Origin of the sequence: Bacillus sp. SM2101, from assembly GCF_018588585.1 — a bacterium.
Classification (GTDB): Bacteria; Bacillota; Bacilli; order Bacillales; family SM2101; genus Nanhaiella; species Nanhaiella sioensis.
This window is the reverse complement of the sequence record NZ_JAEUFG010000001.1, coordinates 141,911-166,171: the sequence shown is the minus strand read 5'-3', so window position 1 is coordinate 166,171 and position 24,261 is coordinate 141,911. Positions and strand designations below refer to the sequence as shown.

Genomic DNA, 24,261 nt, shown 5'->3' with positions numbered 1-24,261 from the left:
AAAAAAAGCGAGGTGTTTTTAATGGACATTTACAATGAAAAAATGCATGTTAATGAAGATAATAAGAGCATTGAAGCTAGTAAGGAAATTGACTATAAAAAAGCTGTTACCGAATTAACAACATTATTAGTTGAATTAAAAGAAATGTCCAATCAATCATTGTCTAACTATTGGACAGAAGAGGATATTAAAGAGGTTCAGGCTGGAATGAATAAGCATGATTATGAGTCGCTTCAATACAAGAAAGGAATTCTAAAAAACCTTGAAGATTTTCAAAGAGGAAACTGGATAAAATTATTAGAAAGGGAAGATGATGATAAATGATGATTTGTACAATCATATAGTAGAGTCGGAAAAAATACTTCTTTTGACAGTACAGAGCATAAAAGAAGGGAATGACAAATATGCTCTCGAGTATTTTATCGTTTTTCTAGAGAAATTAGAGTTTGTTATAGCAAATTATTCTTCTAACATGATGGTAAGCTATGATGAAGTGAGAGCTATCATTTTACTACTTCACCCGTTACGTAAGATATTAAGTGAAAAAGATATCATAGGTCTTAGAAGTATACTTGAATGTGAGGGGTTGCAGTTACTAAAAAAATGGAAAGGAAGGTTGATTTTAAAAACTACACTATTAGAAATAGGTTTTCAGAAAAACTTTAACCTTCTCCCAGAGCGTATCAAAAAACAAGTGAGAAAGGTGAATAAAGATGATCTCTGGAGAAAAATTCAGGTGTCAGTTAATGATAAAGGGTTGCCGACTTGTAAGTATATTGGAACAGAAGGGTCTTTTTATTTAAATGGCACGACGCCTATAGATGAAGGTGAAGTATTATTTGAAGAAAATACTATCATTGATGCTACATCTTTATTTATTTATGGCTGTGACGTTGGATATCCACTGTTTACTCTTGATGCAAAAAGACACTCGAATACGTTTGTTGTTATATTTGAACAAAATATATATATTTTTTTGGCGATGTTATATTTGTTTGACCTTGAAAAATTGTTGAAAGATCCGAAAGTTATTTTTTTTGTGGGAGATTTTCATGACATTTCACAAGAATTTCAGCAATTTTTACTTACTGGTGGGTTGCTAAGATGCACGATGCCTACTTGTGTCTTTACGAATAGTGCAAAAAGATATTTTAAAAAGAAATACTTGCACCTTCATCAATCAATTATGCAGCTTATTACTTTTTGTACGATAAATATAGGTAACGATCCTTATGATAATTTAATAGGTTTTCATAATTTAATTAACAATGTAAATGAAATTATTGAAAATCCGTATCTTAGTAGTTTCAAAAATAAATTTTATAATAAACCAGCGTTTATTGTTGCGAATGGACCATCACTGGACAAAAATATCGAAATATTAAAAAAGATTAAGGATAAAGGTCTTATGATAGCAGCTGGCTCTTCGGTAATACCTTTATTAAAGGAAGAAATTAAGCCTGATGCAATGTGTATATTAGAACGAACCGAGCAAGCTTTTTTACATCATTTTAGAGGCATAGAATATCCAGAGGAATTAGTCTTACTTGGTTTAGCAATAATTGATAAGCGAAATTATCAAACTTTTCAAGGACCAAGGATTCCAATATTTCGCTCAAGGGAAGCAATGAATAGATGGGTTAACCGCTTCATTGGAGATGAATCTTGTCTAAGCGGTGGTTCTAATGTTTCACATCTAGCGTACGAGGCTGCTATATACATGGGTGCTAATCCTATAATATTTGTAGGTCAAGATTTTGCCTTTGCTCCAGATGGAGCTCACCATAGTAAAAAGTCACGTTATTACGAAGGAAGTTCCCAGAGCGATTATGACAAAAATAAGGTAGTGGATGTTGACAGTAATGATGGTAAATCAATTTCTTCAACGCCTTTGTGGACGTTCTTTAGAAAGGGCCTTGAAGAAATGATAATGAATACCCCCCACATAACAGTCATTAATGCAACAGAAGGTGGTGCGAAGATTAACGGTACGACTTGTATGCCATTAATGGAGGCTATTGAATTATATTGTAAAAAGCCGTTGAAAAAGAAACTATATACAATTGTTTCTGAAAGTAAAGAAACAATCAATTTAAAACACAGAATGATTAGATTACATGATCTAGCTGATGAACTAGATAAATATACACATGGAATAAAGAGTTTATTACATTCGACTCAACAAGGAATGAAAAGATGCCACGAAATTTTAAACCTATGTAAAAAAGAGACTGGAGCGACTTTAAATGAGCTTGAAGAAGTATTGAATAAAAACCATATAGATCTTCAGCAGTTTTTTTCAAATGATTTGTTCGTTTATTTTTTTCAACAGATAATGTATACCGGCTACGATGATTTAAATCGGTTAGGCAATATTCAAACTGTAGAAGGTGCAGTAAAAGCTCTGACAGTACAATCTAACTGGTTCAAAAGATTAGAGATCATAGCAGAAAGCCTTGTTGAGAGCTTTATAGAAGCACAAAAGAAGTTACTAAATATGAGTATATTTTAGCTTACTTTAAAAGGGTAGCTCAAAAAAGCGGTTATGGAGAATTTATCTATTGTATAAAGGCAATGCTGTCTTATATACAAGATAAGAGTGTGAGATTTGCTCTGAAATTTTGGGTTACCCTTATAACAAGGATGGTATAATTTGCTTTCGTCTATTACTGATTTGCTCATATGCCCTGTCCAACAAAACAATGAAGGGAAATATTTACATCGTTAAACTTACCTATTCAGCATTGTCCATCGTGCTAATATTATTGGTAGTCCAAGGCAATCACAATTCACTACTGTACCTTCACCCTCAATAATAAATGAGGGTGAAGAATTATACTATAAGTGGTGAAATGGAAACCATCAAAGGAAATAGGGATAACTCAATCATGAGTCACCCTTTTGAAAATTATGACTTTTTCATAGGGAAAGGTGGATGTATCCAGATCTTTTTATCGTTTCATTTTCTTCACCTAAGTAAAAATCTATTAATATAGTGCGATCTTCAATGTCATATATGCTATGCCATAACGTTCGTGTAGGACATTGTGATTCTCTTAAGTGAGAATGGTCATGAAAAGAGACTTGTTGATTTACATTTTTTATAAAATTTATGGAGTATGGAGCTTTATTTCTCTTGATATTTTCTTTTATATTACAGAACCGATTATACATAGATAATCGATCATCAGTATCGGGAAATTGTGACTCGGATTGATACTTGTACAATGGGAAATTAGTTACTACTTGGGGATGGTTCTTATCACCATCAAAAGTAAATTCTTTATTACGTCCGTGAGATTGTTCCCAAACAAATGAGTTGCCATGTTTATCAGCGATGAGGAAGTGCAAGGGATAGAGAGTATAATAGTGTTTATTCATATGCAATGCTTTCTTTGCTTCTTCAATATTGGCACATGTATCTAATAACAGTCTTAGTATTTGTAATTCATTCAAACCAACTTGAGGCTGATAGGTTGGTTCAATAGGGTAATGAGTAATCGCATCATCATCAGCTAATAACGTAACAACAAGACCTTCTGAGTTTATTCCATCAAGTACTCCACTAAGCATTTCATATCCCGACACACATAAAGAAGAATAGCCTTCGTCTGGATGCAGCTCAAGAATGTATGGATTTGCAAAAGCAGGTTTCTCGTTATCAGCCGGTATTTCCCCAGTTATAGTTCCAGTTGTGAAGTCGAAGTTACGACTTACGACTGGACTTCCATGTTCAGTCGTTGTTGGAGGATAAAATACAACGGAACAGCCGGGTAATCCAGATGAATAAATGAGAGAAGAAAAATCATAGCTATTGTCTTCAGCGTTTATATTACTGAAATAATCAGTCGCTCCTTGTATACGGTCAAGTAAGATAGGATAATTATTTTTAAAATATTCTAGCTGATATTTGTATTTGGTCGTCGCGGGGTAAGGTAGGGCACGATGATTGTTATACGCAATCTCAGCTAGCTTCTTTCCAATATCAAAATTTGAACCTTGTATTTTTAAATGGCGAACTTCCATAAACTCATTTGGACTTCCTGTAATTACTTTTTCCTCGAAAAACATGACTATCCCTCCAGTTAAATATGATGTAATTCTTTTCATAAAGGTGATTGTTACTAAAACAATTTACATGCAGATAACTAAAAAATTTATTTTATCTTTTATTCTTAATAACGCTGACAATCTTATAAAACCACTTCTTATACCGCCCACTCCGTTTAGTGTAATTAACACACCTAGCAACACAGTAGAGGAATACACCAATACTTTCTCATTAATTCTGTTACCTAAACGACTAATGATGACTGAACCAATGATACTTCCAAGTTCGATAACACTGCTAATTTCATTCATTGAGGGTACTATCGTAAATATTCTTGGAATTTACTGGTGCAAAAAGGAGCAACGCCTGTGGAATAAGTGCCTTCCATATAACCCCATCGGGCGGATTAATAATTGTTACACGAATCCCATTTAAAAATTGGAAATAAGATGTTGCTACGATTTCAGGATTCAACGTATGTAGCTCACCTTGTTTTTGTCCTTCTATAATGATTGGCTTCAGTGCGTCGATGACGTCATGGAAAAAAGAATCTAATTGCTCGAATAATTTTGGAAACCTTTCATGTTGCCCTAATACATACTGAACTAAGCGTAAATGGGTTTCCTTTTGAGAAAAGGTAATAACATGCTCTTTAACCATTTGTTTAAGATGTTCTAAGGGGGAGTGATCTTTGTTAGTTTGATATAAAAACAGCGCCTTCATTTCATCTAACGGTTCTAATACCGCGGCCTCAAAAAGTTGCTCCTTATTTGAAAAATAAGTAAATACAGTTCCGAAACTCACTTCCGAAGCTTTGGCGACAGCTGCAATTGTTGTTTCTGAATAGCCATTTTTCGAGAAGAGGGTGATAGCTGCATGTAAAATTCTTTGTCTTTTTTCTTCCCGTAGTTGTTCCTTTTTAGGTATTTGTTTAGACATAATTAGACCTCGCATTCAATGATTGATTAATCAATCAAAATTATAACATGTATACTTTAGTAATAAAAGAAGAAATTGTAAAAAATATGTAGAATAAATCCCTTTATGAAAGGGTATTTTCACATTAATTGTTTCATTAGGCTGTTTTCGTATAGAATGTGGTTTTTCGTACTAACGGATAAAACTAGTTTTCGTGGCATGTTTTCTCCTCTAAAAACTATACACATCAGTTACTCAAATTAAGTGAAAAAAGTAACAAAGTTTAAACAAAGTGTCTTCTGAAATATCTAACAATAGTGCTTTTCGAACAATAAAACACCTTCATGAGTGGCTACAGTGTTTGTCACCAAACATTGGGGATCTTAGTATTTCTTATTGGAAACAATTTGCAATTGATAACGAACGTATATTCGGTTAAGATATTGAATATAATAATACGAACGTATATTCTTTTAGGGGTGTTATATTTGATCGATTATAGCAAAATGCCTCACCATAACATCTTATGTATTGATATGAAAAGCTTTTTTGCAAGTTGTGCAGCAGTACTGCTGAATTTAGATCCACTGACATGCTACTTAGCGGTTGTTGGTGATACAGAAAGACAGGGGAGTGTTGTTTTAGCAGCTTCACCACGCTTGAAGAAGGAATTTGGTATTAGAACAGGGTCACGTTTATTTGAAATCCCTAAGGACCCGCGAATTGTAATCGTCAATCCAAAGATGCGCACATACTTACGTATATCAATGGAACTTACTAAGTTATTTCAGCGCTATGTGCCGGGAGAAGCAGTTCATACGTATAGCGTTGATGAGAGTTTTTTACAAGTGGATGGTACTGAGAAGCTATGGGGTGATGCAGAAACGACAGCTCAAAAATTAAAAGAAGATATAGAGAGAGAATATGAAGTTCCGTGTGCAATTGGTATAGGACCAAATATGCTTATGGCAAAACTATGCTTGGATTTAGAGGCAAAAAAAACAGGGATTGCTCGTTGGACGTATGATGATGTGGAAACAAAGCTTTGGCCGCTTTCACCACTTAGTCAAATGTGGGGAATTGGTGGGAAAATGGAAAAAAGATTAAACAGGATAGGAATATTCTCAGTAGGGCAGCTTGCTAATTATTCCCTCAAACTACTTGAACAAAAGTTTGGCATTATGGGAAATCAGCTATATTATCACGCGTGGGGTGTTGATTTTTCAGAGCTTGGTGCACCCTTTTTGCAAGGGCAAATTAGCTTTGGAAAAAGTCAAATTTTATTACGAGATTATCCAAATCCGACAGATGTAAAGCGAGTAATATTAGAAATGTGTGAGGAGGTGGCAAGAAGAACTCGCACAGCTAAAAAGGTCGGAAGAACGGTTAGTCTTGGTATTGGATATAGTAAAGATGAATTTGGCGGCGGATTTTATCGTTCAAAAACAATGGAAGAACCAACAAATATTACAATGGATATTTACAATGTTTGTATTGAGCTATTTCAAAAGCATTATACAAATAAAACAGTACGAAAAATCTCAATTGCACTGTCTAATATTGAGGATGATCTAAATATGCAACTATCGCTGTTTGAAATGAATAAACCGAAGCAGCAAGCACTCGGCTACTGTATGGATGAAATCAGGAGGAAATACGGCTCAAATGCAATTTTGCGAGCAGTTTCATATACGGATGCGGGGACGGCACGTCACCGCAGCACACTAGTAGGAGGCCATAAGCAATAGGAAAAGCGAGCCGACTGTTCAGTCTCGACAAGCACTGGAAGCATTACAAATGAAGGCGTTCTTTGCCTTTAGGTGTAATGGTAAAGTGACTCGAGGGACTAGGAGGCGCAGCTGGACAATAGGAAAAGCGGAAGTGCCTTGGTCATCTCCGACAAGCACTGGAAGCATTACAAATGAAGGCGTTCTTTGTCTTTGGGTGTAATGGTGAAGTGGCTCGAGGAGATAGGCACTGTAGCTAGATAAAAAGAAAAGCGGAAGTGCCTGCAATTCACCATGTGGAAAACGGTGGAATAATGCCTTCAATAACGGATTAGCTCATAAAGAATTTAGGAATGAAAAAAAGGAGAGTGATAAAAGTGATTCGAGACCGTGGAACAATTAAATGGGTATCAATGATGCTCCCTGAACATACAAAGCTGTTAAGGGAGTTAGAAAAAAAACAGCAGAGAGCTTCAAAGCCGTTGTTAGATGAGCAACGACTAGAAGAGTTGAATGAAATGATTCATATCGGTATAGCTGGAAATCAAACATTATCTTTTTCCTATTATCAAAATCATGCGATAAATACTGTTGAAGGTAATATTCATTTTATAGACCACATTAATAAAACCGTACGCATCATGGATAGGGTTGAAAAAATCCATGATGTACAGTTTGTTAATATTGTAGACATTCAGCCTTTGTAAATGAAAAATACTAAAAAAGAACGTATAGAAAAAACCTTCGAGAATAAACGAAAAATAGTTCTATAAGGGATATGGAACTAAATTAATTGAGGTGTAAAAGGTATACTTCTACCCTCTTCGGAGCTTTGCATCGCTAACTCAATAATGCGGATAGTATTACATGCTTGCTCACCGGTTACGATTAGTGGCAAGTCATTTACAATTGCATCATAAATATTGTTGTAGAAATTCATGTAATTTCCCTTTATTGTTTCAATTTTTCCTTTGTAATGCAGGTCATTAAGATCAGTGTTTAGGGTGCCCCAATGATCTTCCTTTTCTATTCCATACATCATATTTGTAGGCATCATGCCATTTTTTAATTGTTCCTCTTGTGGGTCCATCTCATATTTAACAAAAGAACCGTTTGTGCCGTGAATGATAAAACGAGGTCCTGGTTCTCTTACTAACATGCCAGCTTTTAGTAAAATCTTGAGGTTATCGTAATCTAATTTGAGATCAAAAGAATCAATTGTTTGAGAAATAGGTCGTTGAATTCGCACATCAGCGGTCACAGTATGAGGATACCCGAATAATGTGATTGCTTGGTCGATTAAGTGAGAGCCTAAATCATACAAAATACCTGATCCTGGTCTATTGTCTTCTCGCCAGGAGCCTTTTAAAAAATTTCGGTAACGATCGTAGTGTGACTCAAATTCTACAACATGACCAAGTAGATTTTGTTGAATGATTTGGTTTATAGTTAAAAAATCACCATCAAAGCGGCGATTGTGATATACACTTAACACTCGATTTTGTTTGTTTGCTAGTTTAGCTAATTGTGTTGCTTCTTCAGAGGAAATCGTAAAAGGTTTTTCGACAACCACGTGTTTATTTTTCAGTAATGCTTTCTTTACCATAGGATAGTGGAGCTCATTAGCCGTAGTAATGATAACAAGATCAATTGCTTCGTCTTCAAGCAGTTCATTGAAGTCACGAACAACTTCTGTGTATGGGTATAGTTCCTTTGAATGACTTTTCGTTCGTTCAACGACTTTTGTTAATTGCAGGTTTGGATGAGAATGAACAAATGGGGCATGAAATACTTGTCCAGAAAACCCAAAACCAACGAGACCAACATGTATGGTTTTGTTCATTATTTTTCCTTCTTTCTTTTGGAATGGTTGTAGTATACACATTTTATGTGTGGTCGTAAAGGAGTAATGGCAAGCTAACATGACTAGGAATTAACTTTCCATCTCTTTTGAGGTTCAACTATGTTATTTAAGTCCCTTTTCGTAAGGTTGTTTTCGCATTGATTGTTGCTATACGTTCTAAGGTGTAAGCACGTATACATCTAGTATTCGTGGCAGCTTTACTATTTTTACATTATTAAGCTCTAAAAAAACTCATCATATTACCCATTTTTTTAATAAAAATAGCAACAAAGTTTACGAAAAGAGCCTTTCGTAATTTGTTGGTTATCATGTCGTTTTACTCATAAGTCATCGTTAAATAGAAGAAATGATGCCACGAAATCTAGCGTTCGTGGCACTTTTCTACTTTTACAAGTATTATGCTTTCATAAAACTCATCATTCTGATGTTTATGAAAATAGCCGTTACTGTTGTGAGTTTACTCAGCTCGAACAGAAGATTCGAACTTATCTTTATGAGATCCGTCACAATATGGTGCTTTACTCGATAAGCCACACCTGCATAAAGAATAAGCTTGCTTCGTTTCAAAACTGTTACCATCTCCATCAACTAATTCAATGTTACCAGTTACTCGTAATGGTCCATTATCTAACACTTTAATTCGAACATCAGACATGTCTTTCTCTCCTTTAATTGGGTATTTTTTATAATGATCAACAAAACTCAACTTCATTACTATGAGAATATGCAAATAAATGAGCTTGTATACAAAATATGAGTATATCGTATGGTAATATGCTAAAATGAGAGGAAAACTTATAGGGAGAAGGATCAATTTGAAAATTACATTTACAAAAAAAGCTATAGATCATATAGAGACTAATATGGAACAAAGTAAATTGTTAAAGCTTGCTTACGACACAGAAGGGTGTGGCTGTGTAGTTAGTGGTGTTTCGGCATTGTGGATTGTTGATAAAGCAAATGATGATGAGATAAAAGTCAATACGAATTTTATACCATTGCTAATTGATCAATCAAAAACAGTGTTTTTTGATGAAGAGATGACGATTGATTTTACAGAGAGTGCAAACTGTTTCATGCTCAAAAGTCCAAGCCAAATCTTAAATCCACGGATGAGCTTAGTAGAGATGGGTGAATAGCAAAGCTATAATGATTCATGGCGCTTTTTAATTATCGAGTTTATACTGCGCTAAAAATTCGTCAAGAACTTGTTCGTAAGCTGTTTTATTCTCTGCTAAAGACAATGCATGTGATCCATTTTGAGCTAGAAATAGCTTTTTGGGTCCTTTTTTTTGTTTGTATAGATTTTTAGTCATTTCAGGTAAAATATAGTCATCCTTTTGACTATGAATAAACAGAATTGGTTGTGTAATATTTTCTACGATAGAAATGGGGGATATGTTCTTTAAGGAGTACCCCTCTCGCCATTGTAAAAATAGGTTTGTCAAAGGTATAAACAACTGTTTAGGAAGGTTAACCGACTTTTTTACGCGGTAGACTAACTGTTCCTCGAAATCAGAGAAAGGACAATCTGCTATATAGAAATCAGCTCCATCCTTAACCATGTCAGCATATAATAGTACCGTTACTGCGCCCATTGATTCTCCATGTATACCAATCATACTATTATGGTCGACACGCTGTTTTAACCAGTTAACAACTTCAGCGAGGTCATGCTTTTCGTAATACCCGTAGCTTGTTGTTTTTCCACCGGATTCACCGTGACGGCGATGATCATATGCAAGAACATTCCAACCTCTCTCTAAAAATACATCCATATATTTAATAGAATTCACTTTATTCACGGTTACTCCGTGACAAAATATCATATATTTATTTGCCTGGTGTGGTGCAATAAGCCAACCGTGGATTTTGTAGTTGTATTTTGATTGTATCTCAATTTTTTGACAAGGCAGTTGTGTAAAAGCTTCAGGTTTAAAGCGACCTTCATTTACTTCTCGGTTATATAGCTCATCATCATCTTTCTTTTTAATATATATAATTTGATTTGTTAGTATAAATCCAGTAATTACGATAATGGTAAATAACGCTACAATAAAAATGAATAGTGTTATCATAAAGTGCTTTCCCCTTAAAGAGTTATTTATTTTCATTATACCATTAGGTCATAAACATCTGGATGGAAAGATGGTCGGGGAGTATGTGTTAATTGAATTTAGGTCACTTCACCATTTCAGCGGGTCTCTTTAGTATAGGGTGATTCAAGAACTTATTGGCATATTGATGAAGAAACCTCACCGTAGCTTAGCTTATGGGGCGTTGACTACGGTGGATTTTAAGTTGTCAGTCTTATGATTTAGAATTTTGGCGGTTCGTAGGGTGTGTTGCTTTTTCCATCTCTTCGACAGACATCACAGCATTCGTTGTGTCAGAACTTTGCTTACCTTTTTGGCCACGTGTTTTTTGTTGTTTTGGCATAGATAGAAAAGTCTCCTTTACTAAATTTATTATTCAAATAGTATGGTGAGAAAAATATCAAGATCTTATACCAATATAGTAGTAAAAAAATTATAGCAGTGTTTTTTGTACAATATCGTCATAGTTGCTGTTTAAGGATTTCGTTAAAAATGGGCGAATAACATTGAGGGATTCAGTTAGTTTAGTTAGCTCAATGTTCGTATTAATGCCCATTTGATGCATCATAAATACGACATCTTCTGTAGCTACATTGCCAGTTGCCCCCTTAGCAAACGGACATCCTCCTAACCCACCTACAGATGTATCGAAACGTATAGTACCAGCTTGGAGTGCTGCATAAATATTTGCTATCGCCATTCCGCGTGTGTCATGAAAATGACCGGTGAGTAGTACGTGAGGAAATCTTGCTTTCAATTTGGTAAACAATGAAAAAACTTGTTGTGGATTAGCCATTCCAATCGTATCGGCAACACTTAATTCATCTACTCCAGCATTGACAAAATGACCACATAATGACATGACATCCGCCTCAGAAATTTTCCCTTCATAAGGGCAATAAAATGAAGTGGATATACATGCACGTACGAAATAGCCTTTTTCTTTTAACTCATGAATAAGTGGGATTAATTCTGTGATGCTTTCAGCTGTCGTTTTATTAATATTTTTTTTGTTAAACGTGTTACTGACCCCGACAAAAACGGCAACATGTTTACAAGAAGTTTTGTAAAGCCGGTCAACCCCTTTTTTATTTGGGGCTAACACAAAGTGCCGTTTCGTTGTATCTAAGCAAGATGAAATTATGTCCTCGGCATCTTTCATTTGTGGTACCCATTTTGGTGAGACGAACGAAGTTAGTTCCATTTCATGAATACCAGCCTCCATTAAGCTATGAATAAACTGAATTTTTTTTTCAGTAGGAATGAGGGCATTTTCATTTTGTAGCCCATCACGTGGACCGACCTCAATAATTGTGACTTGATCAGGTAATTGCATAATCATATCCTCCTTACTTTAATAGAAGAAAACGCTTACCTATATTCTATTAAATATTTGAATATTTCGGCAACAATTAAACTAATTTCTAGTAAGATTGCGAATGTCCATATGCTATAATATTGACACACAATGAAGAACGGGAGTGATCAAAATGAAGAAAAATAAACATAAAAAACAGCATAAACAAAAGAGTCATGATGATGCATTAAGTGTAAAAGACCGACTTAATTCTTCACTTTTTCAACAATTACAAGAAAAAAAGAATGAATTAGCGATGGAAGAGAAAAAAAGACAAGAAGATGAAGAAAACAGAAAACGAGAAGAACGTCGTCAACGTGAAAAGAACAAATCCTTTGAAGAACTATTAAATGAAAGTAATTTAAATTGGGATGACTATAAATAGATGAATTGGTAGACGTTTCTTTACTCATAATCTACCAAATTTATAGGAGGCTAAGATGAGAAAGGTTGAAGTACATCGCTATAATTCAGACTGGAGTCGGCAATTTGACTTGGAGAAACAAGCATTAATGCATATTTATCAAACCCTAGCTGCTAGTTATCATCATATCGGCAGTACATCAATTCCAAATATGTCGGCTAAGCCAATTATCGATATAATGATTGAAGTCGACGACCTAGGATTAGTAGATAGTTTAAATGGTTTAATGGAAAACATTGGCTATGAAGCAAGAGGAGAAAATGGCGTTGAGGACCGTCGTTACTTCCAAAAAGGCGGTAACCATCGAACACACCACGTACATGTATTTCCAACTGGCCACCCACAAGTTTTACGTCATATTATCTTTCGAGGTTATCTTATTAACCACTCCGATGAGGCAATGGAATACGCAACTTTAAAGGAGCGACTAGCAACACAATACGCAAACGATATTGCTAGTTATATTGCTGAGAAGGATGCCTTTATTAAAGAAATTGATCGTAAAGCAGCAAAATGGTACAGCAATAATCGATAAGGGATTATCTAATATAGATGTTTACAGTAAAGCAGGCAAAGATGGTTTATACGTATTTCTTTGCCTGCTTTTCGCATGTTAATTTGTGTAAGAAAATTGTACCAACTTATCGATGCAGCTCATATTTGTTAGTTTTAGTAACCTCTTGTATTTTTGAATACTGTGAATTTGTTAAACCTATTGTTGCTGCACCTTCAACATTTTCAATAAGTTGTTCATTTCTACTCGCGCCTGGTATAACAGTTGCTACTTCAGAGCTATGTAAACAATATTGAAGCGCAATTTCAGTTAAGCTGCGGTTGTTACAAATAGCCGTTACTTCACTTCGAACATGACTTAGTTCTTCATACGTATAATGAAGGTATCCTTTTTCTAAAACTTTTTTCCCTGCGTTCATAAGCGGTTTTTCAGTTAAGATTCCTTTTGCAAGTGGACCGCGTGCAATGATATGAATATTGTTTTTCTGCAACATTGAGAATAATTCTTCAGGACGGCGGTCTAGTACGCTGTATTGCATCATTACACTAACGATTGATGACTTATTGACGAATTCTCGAATAACATTTGGTCGGATCGAGGATATCCCATATTGACGAATGACTCCTTCCCGCTTCAACTGTTCGAAGGCGTCGATTGTATCATCAATATGATCTTCTATCGTCCCACCATGTAACTGATATAAATCAATATAATCTGTTTGAAGTCTACGTAAGTTGTCTTTCACAGTCTCTATAATATATTGTTTAGAAGCATCCCAGTACCAACCATCTTTGTTATCAGACCAACGGTTTCCAACTTTCGTTGCGAGAATAATATCATGCCGCCTATTTTTTAATGCTTTACCGACTATTTCTTCATTTACTCCAAAATCATATAAATCAGCTGTGTCAAAAAAATTGATACCAAGATCGAGTGCATGATCAACAATTGATTTTGCGTGCTTTTCATCTGTGCCCAATGACATACAACCTAGGCCAATTTCACTAACGAATAAATCTGAAGAACCTACTTGTCTTTTGTTCAATTGCTTTTCCCCCTTGAACTATATGCTTAATCGACTGAATGTTAAGTGACGTACTACTTCTTATTGAACTTTTCATACCACGTCCAAGAATTTAGCCCTTTTAAACAGTCTAACAATATTGTAACTTGACAGAATGGGTAAGCTCAAATATGTTGAAACTATATATATTTAATGAGTTTGTTCAATATAATTCAGAACTTTTGAACAACATCTTGAAGGGGGAATAAAAATGAATCGAGAAGCACTACTCATTATTGATATGAGTAATGATTTTGTATCAGATAAAGGAAATTTAACAGTTGGGAAGCCTGCACAACAAATCGTCGCAAATATTATTAAGGCGGCTGAGGATTTTATTAAGAATGATCAAGTAGTTGCAATTTGTATGGATGCACATGAAGAAAATGATCCGCATTTTGAATTGTGGCCAGCGCATAACGTGAAGGGTACGTGGGGGCAGGAACTATTTGGTGATTTAGCCGAATGGTTTGAGGAGAATAAAAACCATCCAAATGTTGTATACATCCCGAAGCCTGAATATGATGCATTTTATGACACAGCACTGCATGAAGAGTTGCAAAACAGAAATGTAAAAAAAGTGCACGTCACAGGTGTCTGTACAGATATTTGTAATTTTTTAACTGCTTACGGTGCATATGCACGAGGATACCAAACGGTTGCACATCGTGATAAAATGGCAACTTTTACAGAGAATGAAGATACGTTTGTAACACATATGGAAACAGTGTTTAAGACTGAAATAAGGTAAAGGGAGAAATCATGAATCATTTAAAGGAAAAAACAATTAAAAAAAATAAACTGTTTACTGGGAAAATTATTGATTTATATGTAGAGGATGTAGAATTACCGAACGGTAAAACGAGTAAGAGAGAAATAGTAAAACACCCTGGAGCTGTTGCTGTAATTGCTGTAACAAGTGAAAATAAGATTGTCATGGTACAGCAATATCGGAAACCATTAGAACGTGTTCTTGTAGAAATACCGGCAGGCAAATTGGAACAAGGGGAAGAACCAATTGAAACAGCAAAAAGAGAATTAGAAGAAGAGACAGGTTATACTGCTCACAAGTTAACTCATTTAACATCATTTTACACTTCACCGGGTTTTGCAGATGAACTTGTTCACCTTTATGTTGCAGAAGGTTTAATAAAATTAGAGATAAAAGCACAATTAGATGAAGATGAATTCGTTGATGTAATTGAGTTAACGTTAGATGAAGCATTAGCTTATATGTCGGAAAAACGAATATATGATGCGAAAACAGCCTATGCTGTTCAACATCTACAAATGAAGCAATTAGCTGAAAATAGTAACAACTGATGGAAGGAATGTGACTCCTATACGATGCAACAATATTATGTCGATTTACATATTCATCTCGGAAGGACAAACTCAGGTAAGCCTGTAAAGATCACTGCATCAAAAACAATGACGTTACCAACTATATTACATGAAGCCTTAAACCGTAAAGGACTTGATATGGTTGGTATCATTGATTGCCACGTTCCAGAAGTACAAAATGAGCTTGAGGACCTTTTAAGTGAAGGAGAAATGACTGAACATGTAGAAGGGGGGCTTTGCTATAGAAATCTTACAGTAATACTTGGGTGTGAAATCGAAGTGTTTGATGAACATTGTAAAGGACCAGTTCATGTTTTAGTGTATTTTCCAACATTAGCAAAGATGAAAGAATTTACACATTGGTTAGAAAGTAGATTGAAAAATATAACGCTAAGTACACAAAGAATGTATGGAACGGCTGTTGAATTACAACAAAAAGTAAAATCAATGTCGGGATTATTTATTCCAGCACATATATTTACTCCCTATAAAAGCTTGTACGGAAAAGGTGTAGCTTCTTCCCTAACGGAAATTTTTGATCCCCAATTAATAGATGCTGTAGAGCTTGGTTTGAGTGCAGATTCGTACATGGCAGATCAAATAATTGAGTTACATAACTATACGTATTTATCAAATTCAGACGCCCATTCAGTAGGGAAAATTGCTCGAGAATACCAAGTGATTCAAATGAAAACACCTTCTTTTCAAGAGTTGAAAAAAGCCTTGCACAATGAAAGTAATCGTGAGGTTGTAGCTAATTATGGGCTTGACCCTAAGCTAGGAAAATATTATCACGCAGTATGTGAAAGGTGCTTCGCAACTATGAGACTTGGAGAGGGATGTTGTGTAAAATGCGGACATAAGAAGATAATAAAGGGTGTTTATTATCGTTTAAAGGAACTAAAAAATACAAATTCAAAGCGAGAAAATAGACCTAGCTATATCCACCAAGTTCCACTTGAGTTTATACCTGGCATTGGCAAGAAGACATTGCAAAAATTACTTGATCATTTTCAAACTGAAATGGCGATTATACATCAAGTTCCAGAGAAATCATTGCTTCGTGTTGTCAATCGATCAATTGTTAATTCGATTATGAATGCACGGAACGGTACTCTTTGTGTAGAAACAGGCGGTGGAGGAAAATACGGCAGAGTAAAATAAGGAGAGATTGACGTTAGCTAAAATGTCAGAAATGTGAATCATAGTAGATAGTGCCACGTATGTTTATATTAGCTAGATTTTCAAGGAGGCACATATCTATGAATCACATAAGCACAAAAACATCTAATACTCTACTCGTTTTTTCATTAATAATAATATTCTCAAGCTTTATAATCCCTATATTAATTGTTGGGATGATCCAACCGTTAATGATTAATTACGATCAAGGGTATTGGTATTACTCAGCAAATATAACCGCTTATTTATGGATATTTATAGCAACAATCTTCTTAGGTCTCGGTCTTATCTTATATTACACTTTAGAGAGAAAATTTGGGGATACAATTAAAATAAAAATAGTATCATCACTTATTGTACTTATTTCAATTGCTTGTTTTTTATTTGGTATGAATGATTACACATATATGACACACGATACTATAAAATTTAATGCACCACTGTCAATGAAAGAAAAAGAATACAAGTGGGATGAAGTAACGAAAGCACAATTAATATACAATAATGATGGCGTAAGGGTATTACACTTAGCATATGAAAATGAATTAGAATTTGAGATCGATGCAAGAAAGTACTATAAAAATGGTATTCTTATTAGAAAGATACTTGATCGTAACGGGATCAAGGTAGAGTATCCAAGTTAGTATGAATGTTAATGATCAAATAAAAAAACAATCCTTTTTGTGAGAAAGGATTGTTTTTTTATTTGTAAATGATGTTATAAAACATAACATACGATGTAACTTTATTGCTTAATAAAATGTTGAACTTTAATTTATGTTATAAAATATAACATAAAAATAGTGACAACGATCATAAATTATGGCATAATTACAATTATTAAAAAAACACTGAAAATTACATGTTATAAATGTTATGAAATATAACATGTATTCGCGGTGTGAAAATAGATATTAAATCAAGGAGTGATAAAATGAACGAAAATATTTACGAAGGAAACAAAAAGATTTTATTTATGACTACCTTTGCCTTTTTCTTATCATTTGTTGTTTGGTTTAATATGGCCCCTTTTAATACGACCTTGATGAAGGTGCTACAGTTAACAAAAGAACAGATTACGGTTTTGATGACAATTAATGTAGCATTAACTATTCCAGCAAGAATCATTATTGGCATGTTAGTCGATCGTTTCGGACCAAGAAAAGTATACTCTTCTCTACTAATTGTTATGAGTATACCGTGTTTTGTGTTTGCCTTTGGTACTTCTTTTTGGCAGTTATTTATAGCTCGAGCCTTTTTAGGAATTATCGGAGCAGGCTTTGTTATAGGAATAAGAATGGTTTCTGAATGGTTCCCCCAAAAACAACTTGGTTTAGTTGAAGGGATATACGGAGGATGGGGAAATTTTGGTTCAGCAGCTGCAGCATTTAGTTTACCGATCATTGCTTTATGGATTGGTGGAGATGACGGCTGGAGATATGCGATTGGGTTAACTGGGTTACTTAGTTTAATATACGGATTTATCTATTATCGATCGGTGCAAGATACACCTGCAAAAAAGGTATACCAGATTCCAAAGAGGTCTGGTGCGATGGAAATAACTAGCTATAAGAGTATGGTTGGACTCATAGTGATGACTTTACCATTGTATGGAGTACTTGGTTTGTTAACCTGGAAACTCAAAAATGTGAATTTTATAGGTGCAAATATTGCCTTAGTAATATATATCGTTTTAGCTGTTTTATATTTATTTAACGTCTATAAAATATGGAGTGTAAACAAACACCATTTAAAAAATGGGGTACCTAAAGAAGAACAGTATTCTTTTAAACAGGTAGCCATATTGGATTTTGCTTACTTAATTACATTTGGTTCTGAATTAGCTGTCGTTTCGATGCTCCCGATGTTCTTTGAAGAAACATTTAATTTAACAGTTGCACAGGCTGGGATGATTGGTGGGAGCTTTGCTTTCATGAATTTAGTTGCACGTCCGGGTGGAGGGTGGCTTAGCGATAAATTTGGCCGAAAAAAAACATTAATGGTCTTGCTTCTATGTCTTGGAGTAGCTTATATTGCTATGTCGCAAATTTCTTCAAGTTGGTCACTAGTAGCAGCTGTTCTCTTAACGATGGTATGCTCATTCTTCGTTCAAGCTGGAGAAGGATCTGTATTCTCAATGGTGCCATTAGTAAAAAAGCGAATCACAGGTCAAGTAGCTGGGATGGTTGGCGCATATGGAAATGTCGGTTCGGTTATCTTCTTGACAGTTTTAAGCTTTCTCAACCCATCATTATTTTTTATGATTATCGGCATAGGTGCCTTCGCTTGTTTTATCGCAGCTTTCTTTCTTGTTGAACCTAAATTGGAAAATGAAGCTATTGTTGGAGCGATGGAACCGAAACAAGAGGAGCTCGTTGGATAAGTTAATTTTTCTATTGCTGTACAATTTGCTTAGCTCCAGGTGCCTACGAATCGTGGTCGCTTAGACATTACACATGAAGGAAAAAAACTTCATGTACAATGTCTCCAGCGCTTGTCGGAAAGGTGCATACGCTTTTCTTAATGTTTTCGCTTTGATTGTAATTAACACATACACAACTAGAGTTTGTGACATTTTTTCTTATATAAAATGATGACTAAAATATAAAGTCACTTCTATAAGGTGTCTATTTGTTGGTAACAGCAACAAAGTTTACAAAAAGAGCCTTTCTTAAAAAATAAAAACATCGGAGGGATACTTGTGCTGAAAAAAAAGAAATTAGTTCTTATAGGTAATGGTATGGCAGGTGTTCGTTGTATTGAAGAGGTTATTAAGCTGAACCCTAATCAATTTGAAATTACGGTTATCGGTGAAGAACCACACCCTAATTATAATAGAATTTTACTTTCAACTGTGCTAGCAGGAGATACATCACTTGAAGATATTACGATTAATGACTGGCAATGGTATAAAGAAAACAATATTGAATTGTTTACCGGTCATAAAGTACAAGAAATTAACACGGCAACAAAATTGGTTATAACTGATAAGTTAATAGAAATTAATTATGATGAATTAATCATTGCTACAGGGTCTGTACCATTTATTCTTCCTCTTCCAGGCGCTGATAAAGAAGGAGTAACTGCATTCCGTGATATTAAAGATTGTGAAAGAATGATTGATGCTTCAAAAAATTATAAAAAAGCAGCCGTAATAGGTGGAGGCTTATTAGGCTTAGAGGCTGCAAGAGGTTTGTTGAATTTAGGTATGGAAGTTGATGTCATTCATATAGAAAAGTATTTGATGGAAAGGCAGCTTGATCCAAAAGCATCCAAACTACTTGAAGAAGAGCTTACGAAGCAAGGGATGAATTTTTTATTAGAGAAGCAAACGAAAGAGATCATTGGTGGAGATCGGGTAGAAGGGCTGCGCTTTGCTGACGGGACAGAAATTACTGCTGATTTAGTTGTGATGGCGGTGGGGATACGTCCGAATGTTGAACTAGCAAAAATAAGCGGTATAGAAACAAATAGAGGCATTGTCGTAAATGATTACATGCAAACGTCAATACCACATGTCTATGCTGTTGGAGAATGTGCTGAGCATCGAGAAGTTGCATATGGATTAGTTGCTCCACTATATGAACAAGGCCAAGTATTAGCTAATAAATTGCATGAGCTTGATGATAAAAAATATGAAGGTTCTGTCGTCTCAACAAAACTAAAAGTATCAGGTGTAGATGTTTTTTCTGCCGGAGAGTTCCAAGAAGATGTAAATGACAAGAGTATGCAAATTTACGATGAGTATAACAATATTTATAAAAAGGTCGTTATACGTGATAGCAAAGTAGTTGGCGCGGTATTATATGGTGATATTAATGATGGAACTAAGCTCCTTCAGATGATGCAAAAACAAACATTGATAAGTGAAATGGCTCCTTTATCATTTGTACAAGGACAAAGTAATGGAAGTGGAGAACAGTCAATCGTTGCATCTATGGAGATGGATGATCAAGTTTGTGGGTGTAATGGTATAACAAAAGGAATGATTGTTGAAGCAATAAAGTCAAATGGTTTAAGTTCTGTTTCAGAAGTTAAATCATGTACGAAAGCTGGAACTTCGTGTGGAGGTTGTTCACCTCTTGTTAGTGAGTTAGTGAAGGAAACGTTAGGAGAAAGCTTTGAGGAAACTGAACAAATACAGTCAATTTGTGAATGTACATCATTAAGTAGAGATGAGATTGTTGAAAATATACGGATGATGGGCTTAACTCATATTCGTGAAGTAATGAACGTGTTAGGCTGGCAATCCGATGAAGGGTGTTCGAAGTGTCGACCAGCTATAAACTATTATTTAGGGATGGTGCATCCAACGGAGTATGTAGACGAACTAGAATCTAGATTTGTAAACGAAAGAATGCATGCAAACATTCAAAAAGATGGAACATATTCTGTCGTTCCGCGAATGTATGGTGGTGTAACTAATGCAGAAGAGTTAAGGCGTATTGCAGACGTTGCAGAGAAATATGAAGTTCCGATGGTGAAGCTAACAGGTGGTCAACGAATTGATTTACTTGGGATTAAGAAAGAAGACTTGCCAAAGGTATGGGAAGAGTTGGATATGCCTTCTGGTTATGCATATGGGAAAGCGATCCGTACTGTTAAAACTTGTGTAGGTTCAGAGTTTTGTAGATTTGGAACACAGAACTCAACGCAGATGGGTATAGATCTTGAGAAAAAATTTGAAAGATTAAATACACCTGCCAAAGTGAAGATGAGCGTCTCAGCTTGTCCGAGGAATTGTGCAGAAAGTGCGATAAAAGATATTGGAATTGTTGGAGTAAGTGATGGTTGGGAGTTATATATAGGTGGTAATGGAGGTACTAACTTGCGTGCAGGTGACCTGTTATGTAAAGTGAAAACAGCCGATGAGGTTATACAATGGAGTGGAGCTATACTTCAATACTATCGTGAAACAGGGGAGTATGGGGAGAGAACTTCTGCTTGGGTTGAGAGAATGGGTTTGACAGCGATTGGTGATGTATTGGCTAGTGAGGAAGTGCGTTCGTCATTAAATGAACGAATTGAGGTAGCTTTAGCTACACTAAAAGATCCATGGAAAGATGTCGTTAATGATGAAGATAAACAACATAAATTATATAACAGTTATTCGTTAACAACAGTTTAGGGGTGATATAAATGAATAAATTAGAGATCGCAAAATATAGTGAGTTGCCTCAAAGGGTAGGAAAATCAGTAAAGCTAAATAATACAGAAATTGCATTGTTTCGTTTATCTAATGGAGAAGTTTATGCTGTTGAAAATAAATGTCCCCATAACGGTGGCACATTAGCAGAAGGAATAGTGAGTGGTAATGTTGTCTACTGTCCTTTGCATGAGTGGAAAATATGTTTGGAAGATGGAAAAGTACAGCAACCAGATACAGGTTGCGTAAAAGTTTATGATGTTGAAGTGAAGAATGACAAAATTTTACTTACTGTGTAGGGTGGAATAAATGAACGATTTACTGAAACATTTTCGTGAAAAACAAAAACAACTAAATAATGAAAAAATAATGAATACCCAATGTCCGTATTGCAGTATGCAGTGTAGTATGCAATTGATTGAGGAACGTATCATTGAACGAATGAAATACAAGGTTGTTCCTAATAAAATGGATCCTACTTCACAAGGAAAGCTATGTATAAAAGGATTAAATGCACATCAACATGTGATTAATGATAAGCGAATTACGTCTCCAATGCTAAAGATAGATGGTGAATTTGTAAAAATCACATGGGACATGGCTTTAGAAATTATTAAGGAAAAATTCAAGAGTATTCAAGAAGAAGATGGGTTCGATGCTCTATCTGTGTATGGCGGAGGGTCATTAACGAATGAAGAAGCATATATGTTAGGGAAATTTGCTAGAGTGGCCTTGAAAACTAGACATATAGACTATAACGGAAGGTTTTGCATGTCATCGGCAGCAACTGCTGCTAACGATGCTTTTGGTATCGATCGTGGTATGACGAACCCCTTGTCAGATATTCCAATGGCTAAATGCATCATTTTAGCGGGAACAAATATCGCTGAATGTCAACCTACGATCATGCCATATTTTCTAAAAGCCAAAAAGAATGGTGCGTTTATTATTGCTATTGATCCAAGGGAAACGGCTACAACCAAAATAGCAGATATACATTTACAATTAAAGCCAGGGACTGATTGGAGTTTAGTCAATGGGATGTTAAAGGTGTTGGTTGAAGAAGGATATGACAACGAGGATTTTATTGAAAATAGAACACATGGCTATAACGATCTACAACAATTTCTTTGTAATATACAATTAACAGATATAGTTGAGCAAACGGGTATTCCTGAACAACAAATACGCCTAGCGGCAAAAATGTATGGTAAAGCAAATTCAGCGATGGTTTTCACTGCTAGAGGTGTCGAACAACATGTAAATGGTAATGAAACTGTTAGAAACTTTATTAATCTATGTTTAATTACTGGGAAAATTGGTAGAGAAGGTTGTGGCTATGGTGCAATCACTGGACAGGGGAATGGTCAGGGTGGTAGAGAGCATGGTCAAAAAGCGGATCAATTACCGGGCTACCGATCTATAGATAATATGGAACATCGAAAGCATATTGCTTCTGTCTGGGGTGTGAATGAATTCGATCTTCCTTCCAAAGGGGTTTCCGCTTATGAAATGATAGAGAAAATTGATAGAGAGGAGATTACAGGGTTATTAGTAGTAGGGTCAAATCCTGTTGTGTCTAATCCAAATGCGATTTTTGTAGAAAAATCATTAAAAAAATTAAAATTTCTTGTCGTTGTAGATATGTTCATTTCAGAAACTGCCCAACTAGCAGACTTACTCTTACCGTCTTCTTCTTATTTAGAAAATGCAGGAACGATGACGAATTTAGAAGGTAGAATAACGTTAAGAAATGGTGAAAGAAAAAAACCGGGTGAAGTTAAACATGATTGGGAAATTCTTCGTGAGATTGCGACGATACTTGGAGAAGGAGAATATTTTAAATACGATAGCTCTGAAGACATATTTAATGAGCTTAGAGTAGCAAGTCAAGGAGGAAGGGCTGATTATGCTGGTGTTACTTATGAAAGGTTAAATAAAGAAAAGTTGTTTTGGCCTTGTCCAAATAGTGACCATCCAGGAACAGAGAGGCTTTTTAGCGATCAATTTGCACATCCTGACGGGCGAGCAGTAATTAAAGTCATAGCAAATACACCTAACCGTGAAGCAATCTCAGAAGATTACCCTCTATACTTGACGACAGGTAGAGTATTAGCACATTATTTATCAGGAACGCAAACTAGACGTAGTTCATCACTCAACTCGCGTTATCCTGAATCACGTATTGAAATTCACCCGCTAGCCGCAAAGAAGTTTGGAGTTAAAGATAAAAGCTTTGTGAAGCTGGAGTCCAAAAGAGGAAGTGTCGTCGTACGATGCAAAATAACGCCGAAAATTCGACGTGACACAGTCTTTGTACCATTTCACTGGGGAGACATACAAAATATTAATCGACTTACCGATCCCTCCTTAGACCCATCATGTAAAATGCCAAGCTTTAAGCTTTGCGCTGTAAAGATAAGTCCGTTTTAGCATGTTTTCAAAATATATCAAGCAGATGTAGTCAAGTGTTTTCTCGTTGGTTGTTTGTTTTTGTACTTAGATTTAAATATATACACAACTAGAGTTCGTAGCATCCTCTCTTTTCTATAACGATGACCAACGTATAAAACCA

Annotated in this window: 24 protein-coding genes; 15 read left to right on the top strand and 9 right to left on the bottom strand. The window is 35.3% G+C overall.

All coding sequences use genetic code 11. The annotated features are described in order from the left end of the window. Window positions 1–21 precede the first annotated feature (21 nt). On the top strand, window positions 22–324 hold the full coding sequence (locus JM172_RS00875; RefSeq protein WP_214480152.1) for a hypothetical protein: 303 nt from the start codon (window positions 22–24) through the stop codon (window positions 322–324). Continuing rightward, on the top strand, window positions 311–2,512 hold the full coding sequence (locus JM172_RS00870; RefSeq protein WP_214480151.1) for a motility associated factor glycosyltransferase family protein: 2,202 nt from the start codon (window positions 311–313) through the stop codon (window positions 2,510–2,512). The genes JM172_RS00875 and JM172_RS00870 overlap by 14 nt, the downstream gene beginning before the upstream one ends. 407 nt (window positions 2,513–2,919) lie before the next feature. Here JM172_RS00870 and JM172_RS00865 read toward each other — a convergent pair whose 3' ends face one another. The 3 genes from JM172_RS00865 to JM172_RS00855 form a co-directional block, all read right to left on the bottom strand. Then, window positions 2,920–4,071, bottom strand: a complete 1,152-nt coding sequence (locus JM172_RS00865; RefSeq protein WP_214480150.1) for a C45 family peptidase — start codon at window positions 4,069–4,071, stop codon at window positions 2,920–2,922. A gap of 63 nt (window positions 4,072–4,134) precedes the next feature. Next, complete coding sequence (locus JM172_RS00860) at window positions 4,135–4,362, bottom strand: hypothetical protein (protein WP_214480149.1); 228 nt, start codon at window positions 4,360–4,362, stop codon at window positions 4,135–4,137. Continuing rightward, the gene (locus tag JM172_RS00855; RefSeq protein ID WP_214480148.1) at window positions 4,355–4,990 is read right to left on the bottom strand and encodes a TetR/AcrR family transcriptional regulator; all 636 of its coding nucleotides are present in this window, start codon (window positions 4,988–4,990) and stop codon (window positions 4,355–4,357) included. Before JM172_RS00855 ends, JM172_RS00860 begins: the two co-directional genes overlap by 8 nt. A gap of 467 nt (window positions 4,991–5,457) precedes the next feature. Between JM172_RS00855 and JM172_RS00850 the strand changes: the two genes are divergently transcribed. Both JM172_RS00850 and JM172_RS00845 read left to right on the top strand, forming a co-directional pair. Beyond that, on the top strand, window positions 5,458–6,717 hold the full coding sequence (locus JM172_RS00850; protein WP_214480147.1) for a Y-family DNA polymerase: 1,260 nt from the start codon (window positions 5,458–5,460) through the stop codon (window positions 6,715–6,717). 356 nt (window positions 6,718–7,073) lie between these two features. Beyond that, entirely contained in the window at window positions 7,074–7,403 is a 330-nt protein-coding gene (locus JM172_RS00845) for a YolD-like family protein (RefSeq protein ID WP_214480146.1), read from the top strand. A 77-nt stretch (window positions 7,404–7,480) separates the two neighbouring features. Here JM172_RS00845 and JM172_RS00840 read toward each other — a convergent pair whose 3' ends face one another. Both JM172_RS00840 and JM172_RS00835 read right to left on the bottom strand, forming a co-directional pair. Beyond that, window positions 7,481–8,539, bottom strand: coding sequence for an oxidoreductase (locus tag JM172_RS00840; protein ID WP_214480145.1), 1,059 nt, complete (start codon window positions 8,537–8,539; stop codon window positions 7,481–7,483). Between the two features lie 478 nt (window positions 8,540–9,017). After that, complete coding sequence (locus tag JM172_RS00835; protein WP_214480144.1) at window positions 9,018–9,215, bottom strand: CDGSH iron-sulfur domain-containing protein; 198 nt, start codon at window positions 9,213–9,215, stop codon at window positions 9,018–9,020. A gap of 160 nt (window positions 9,216–9,375) precedes the next feature. On the opposite strand from JM172_RS00835, the gene JM172_RS00830 reads away from it, so the two are divergent. Then, a complete protein-coding gene (locus tag JM172_RS00830) occupies window positions 9,376–9,699 on the top strand; it encodes an iron-sulfur cluster biosynthesis family protein (protein ID WP_214480143.1) in 324 nt (107 codons plus the stop codon). Between the two features lie 27 nt (window positions 9,700–9,726). On the opposite strand, the gene JM172_RS00825 is transcribed toward JM172_RS00830, so the two are convergent. The 3 genes from JM172_RS00825 to JM172_RS00820 all read right to left on the bottom strand — a co-directional run bounded on the left by JM172_RS00825 (window position 9,727) and on the right by JM172_RS00820 (window position 11,992). Then, a complete protein-coding gene (locus JM172_RS00825; protein WP_214480142.1) occupies window positions 9,727–10,638 on the bottom strand; it encodes an alpha/beta hydrolase in 912 nt (303 codons plus the stop codon). 232 nt (window positions 10,639–10,870) lie between these two features. Beyond that, on the bottom strand, window positions 10,871–10,999 hold the full coding sequence (locus JM172_RS25080; RefSeq protein WP_284730418.1) for a hypothetical protein: 129 nt from the start codon (window positions 10,997–10,999) through the stop codon (window positions 10,871–10,873). 90 nt (window positions 11,000–11,089) lie between these two features. Next, window positions 11,090–11,992, bottom strand: a complete 903-nt coding sequence (locus JM172_RS00820) for a hydroxymethylglutaryl-CoA lyase (protein ID WP_214480141.1) — start codon at window positions 11,990–11,992, stop codon at window positions 11,090–11,092. 148 nt (window positions 11,993–12,140) lie between these two features. Between JM172_RS00820 and JM172_RS00815 the strand changes: the two genes are divergently transcribed. Both JM172_RS00815 and JM172_RS00810 read left to right on the top strand, forming a co-directional pair. Further along, window positions 12,141–12,398 (top strand): YqkE family protein, encoded by a 258-nt coding sequence (locus JM172_RS00815; protein WP_214480436.1) that lies wholly within the window; start codon window positions 12,141–12,143, stop codon window positions 12,396–12,398. 55 nt (window positions 12,399–12,453) lie between these two features. Beyond that, complete coding sequence (locus tag JM172_RS00810) at window positions 12,454–12,972, top strand: GrpB family protein (RefSeq protein WP_214480140.1); 519 nt, start codon at window positions 12,454–12,456, stop codon at window positions 12,970–12,972. Window positions 12,973–13,078: 106 nt separating this feature from the next. Here the strand turns inward: JM172_RS00810 and JM172_RS00805 are convergent, their stop codons facing one another. Continuing rightward, window positions 13,079–13,996 (bottom strand): aldo/keto reductase, encoded by a 918-nt coding sequence (locus tag JM172_RS00805; RefSeq protein ID WP_214480139.1) that lies wholly within the window; start codon window positions 13,994–13,996, stop codon window positions 13,079–13,081. 229 nt (window positions 13,997–14,225) lie between these two features. Here JM172_RS00805 and JM172_RS00800 point away from each other — a divergent pair, with 229 nt between their 5' ends. From JM172_RS00800 to nasC, 8 genes are all read left to right on the top strand, one after another. Further along, window positions 14,226–14,765: a cysteine hydrolase family protein gene (locus JM172_RS00800; RefSeq protein WP_214480138.1), complete on the top strand. Its 540-nt coding sequence runs from the start codon at window positions 14,226–14,228 to the stop codon at window positions 14,763–14,765. Between the two features lie 11 nt (window positions 14,766–14,776). Continuing rightward, the gene (locus JM172_RS00795) at window positions 14,777–15,337 is read left to right on the top strand and encodes an NUDIX hydrolase (RefSeq protein WP_214480137.1); all 561 of its coding nucleotides are present in this window, start codon (window positions 14,777–14,779) and stop codon (window positions 15,335–15,337) included. Between the two features lie 24 nt (window positions 15,338–15,361). Beyond that, the gene (locus JM172_RS00790; protein ID WP_214480136.1) at window positions 15,362–16,522 is read left to right on the top strand and encodes an endonuclease Q family protein; all 1,161 of its coding nucleotides are present in this window, start codon (window positions 15,362–15,364) and stop codon (window positions 16,520–16,522) included. A gap of 98 nt (window positions 16,523–16,620) precedes the next feature. Continuing rightward, window positions 16,621–17,184: a hypothetical protein gene (locus tag JM172_RS00785; protein WP_214480135.1), complete on the top strand. Its 564-nt coding sequence runs from the start codon at window positions 16,621–16,623 to the stop codon at window positions 17,182–17,184. A gap of 290 nt (window positions 17,185–17,474) precedes the next feature. Next, window positions 17,475–18,923 (top strand): NarK family nitrate/nitrite MFS transporter, encoded by a 1,449-nt coding sequence (locus JM172_RS00780; RefSeq protein ID WP_214480134.1) that lies wholly within the window; start codon window positions 17,475–17,477, stop codon window positions 18,921–18,923. Window positions 18,924–19,244: 321 nt separating this feature from the next. Beyond that, on the top strand, window positions 19,245–21,668 hold the full coding sequence (gene nirB / locus JM172_RS00775; protein ID WP_214480435.1) for a nitrite reductase large subunit NirB: 2,424 nt from the start codon (window positions 19,245–19,247) through the stop codon (window positions 21,666–21,668). Window positions 21,669–21,679: 11 nt separating this feature from the next. After that, window positions 21,680–21,985, top strand: a complete 306-nt coding sequence (nirD, locus tag JM172_RS00770; protein WP_214480133.1) for a nitrite reductase small subunit NirD — start codon at window positions 21,680–21,682, stop codon at window positions 21,983–21,985. Between the two features lie 10 nt (window positions 21,986–21,995). Next, window positions 21,996–24,119 carry an assimilatory nitrate reductase catalytic subunit NasC gene (gene nasC / locus JM172_RS00765; RefSeq protein ID WP_214480132.1) on the top strand — a complete coding sequence of 708 codons (2,124 nt, stop codon included), beginning with the start codon at window positions 21,996–21,998 and terminating at the stop codon, window positions 24,117–24,119. Window positions 24,120–24,261 lie beyond the last annotated feature (142 nt).

Excerpts from the sequence above, each read along its gene's own strand:
- JM172_RS00795 (WP_214480137.1), top strand. The coding sequence starts at position 14,777 with ATGAATCATTTAAAGGAAAAAACAATTAAAAAAAATAAACTGTTTACT.
- JM172_RS00785 (WP_214480135.1), top strand. The coding sequence starts at position 16,621 with ATGAATCACATAAGCACAAAAACATCTAATACTCTACTCGTTTTTTCA.
- JM172_RS00820 (WP_214480141.1), bottom strand. The coding sequence starts at position 11,992 with ATGCAATTACCTGATCAAGTCACAATTATTGAGGTCGGTCCACGTGAT.
- JM172_RS00875 (WP_214480152.1), top strand. The coding sequence starts at position 22 with ATGGACATTTACAATGAAAAAATGCATGTTAATGAAGATAATAAGAGC.
- JM172_RS00800 (WP_214480138.1), top strand. The coding sequence starts at position 14,226 with ATGAATCGAGAAGCACTACTCATTATTGATATGAGTAATGATTTTGTA.
- JM172_RS00825 (WP_214480142.1), bottom strand. The coding sequence starts at position 10,638 with ATGATAACACTATTCATTTTTATTGTAGCGTTATTTACCATTATCGTA.
- nasC (WP_214480132.1), top strand. The coding sequence starts at position 21,996 with ATGAACGATTTACTGAAACATTTTCGTGAAAAACAAAAACAACTAAAT.
- JM172_RS00840 (WP_214480145.1), bottom strand. The coding sequence starts at position 8,539 with ATGAACAAAACCATACATGTTGGTCTCGTTGGTTTTGGGTTTTCTGGA.
- JM172_RS00835 (WP_214480144.1), bottom strand. The coding sequence starts at position 9,215 with ATGTCTGATGTTCGAATTAAAGTGTTAGATAATGGACCATTACGAGTA.
- JM172_RS00860 (WP_214480149.1), bottom strand. The coding sequence starts at position 4,362 with ATGAATGAAATTAGCAGTGTTATCGAACTTGGAAGTATCATTGGTTCA.
- JM172_RS25080 (WP_284730418.1), bottom strand. The coding sequence starts at position 10,999 with ATGCCAAAACAACAAAAAACACGTGGCCAAAAAGGTAAGCAAAGTTCT.
- JM172_RS00810 (WP_214480140.1), top strand. The coding sequence starts at position 12,454 with ATGAGAAAGGTTGAAGTACATCGCTATAATTCAGACTGGAGTCGGCAA.
- JM172_RS00865 (WP_214480150.1), bottom strand. The coding sequence starts at position 4,071 with ATGTTTTTCGAGGAAAAAGTAATTACAGGAAGTCCAAATGAGTTTATG.
- nirD (WP_214480133.1), top strand. The coding sequence starts at position 21,680 with ATGAATAAATTAGAGATCGCAAAATATAGTGAGTTGCCTCAAAGGGTA.
- JM172_RS00780 (WP_214480134.1), top strand. The coding sequence starts at position 17,475 with ATGAACGAAAATATTTACGAAGGAAACAAAAAGATTTTATTTATGACT.
- JM172_RS00855 (WP_214480148.1), bottom strand. The coding sequence starts at position 4,990 with ATGTCTAAACAAATACCTAAAAAGGAACAACTACGGGAAGAAAAAAGA.
- JM172_RS00790 (WP_214480136.1), top strand. The coding sequence starts at position 15,362 with ATGCAACAATATTATGTCGATTTACATATTCATCTCGGAAGGACAAAC.
- JM172_RS00870 (WP_214480151.1), top strand. The coding sequence starts at position 311 with ATGATGATAAATGATGATTTGTACAATCATATAGTAGAGTCGGAAAAA.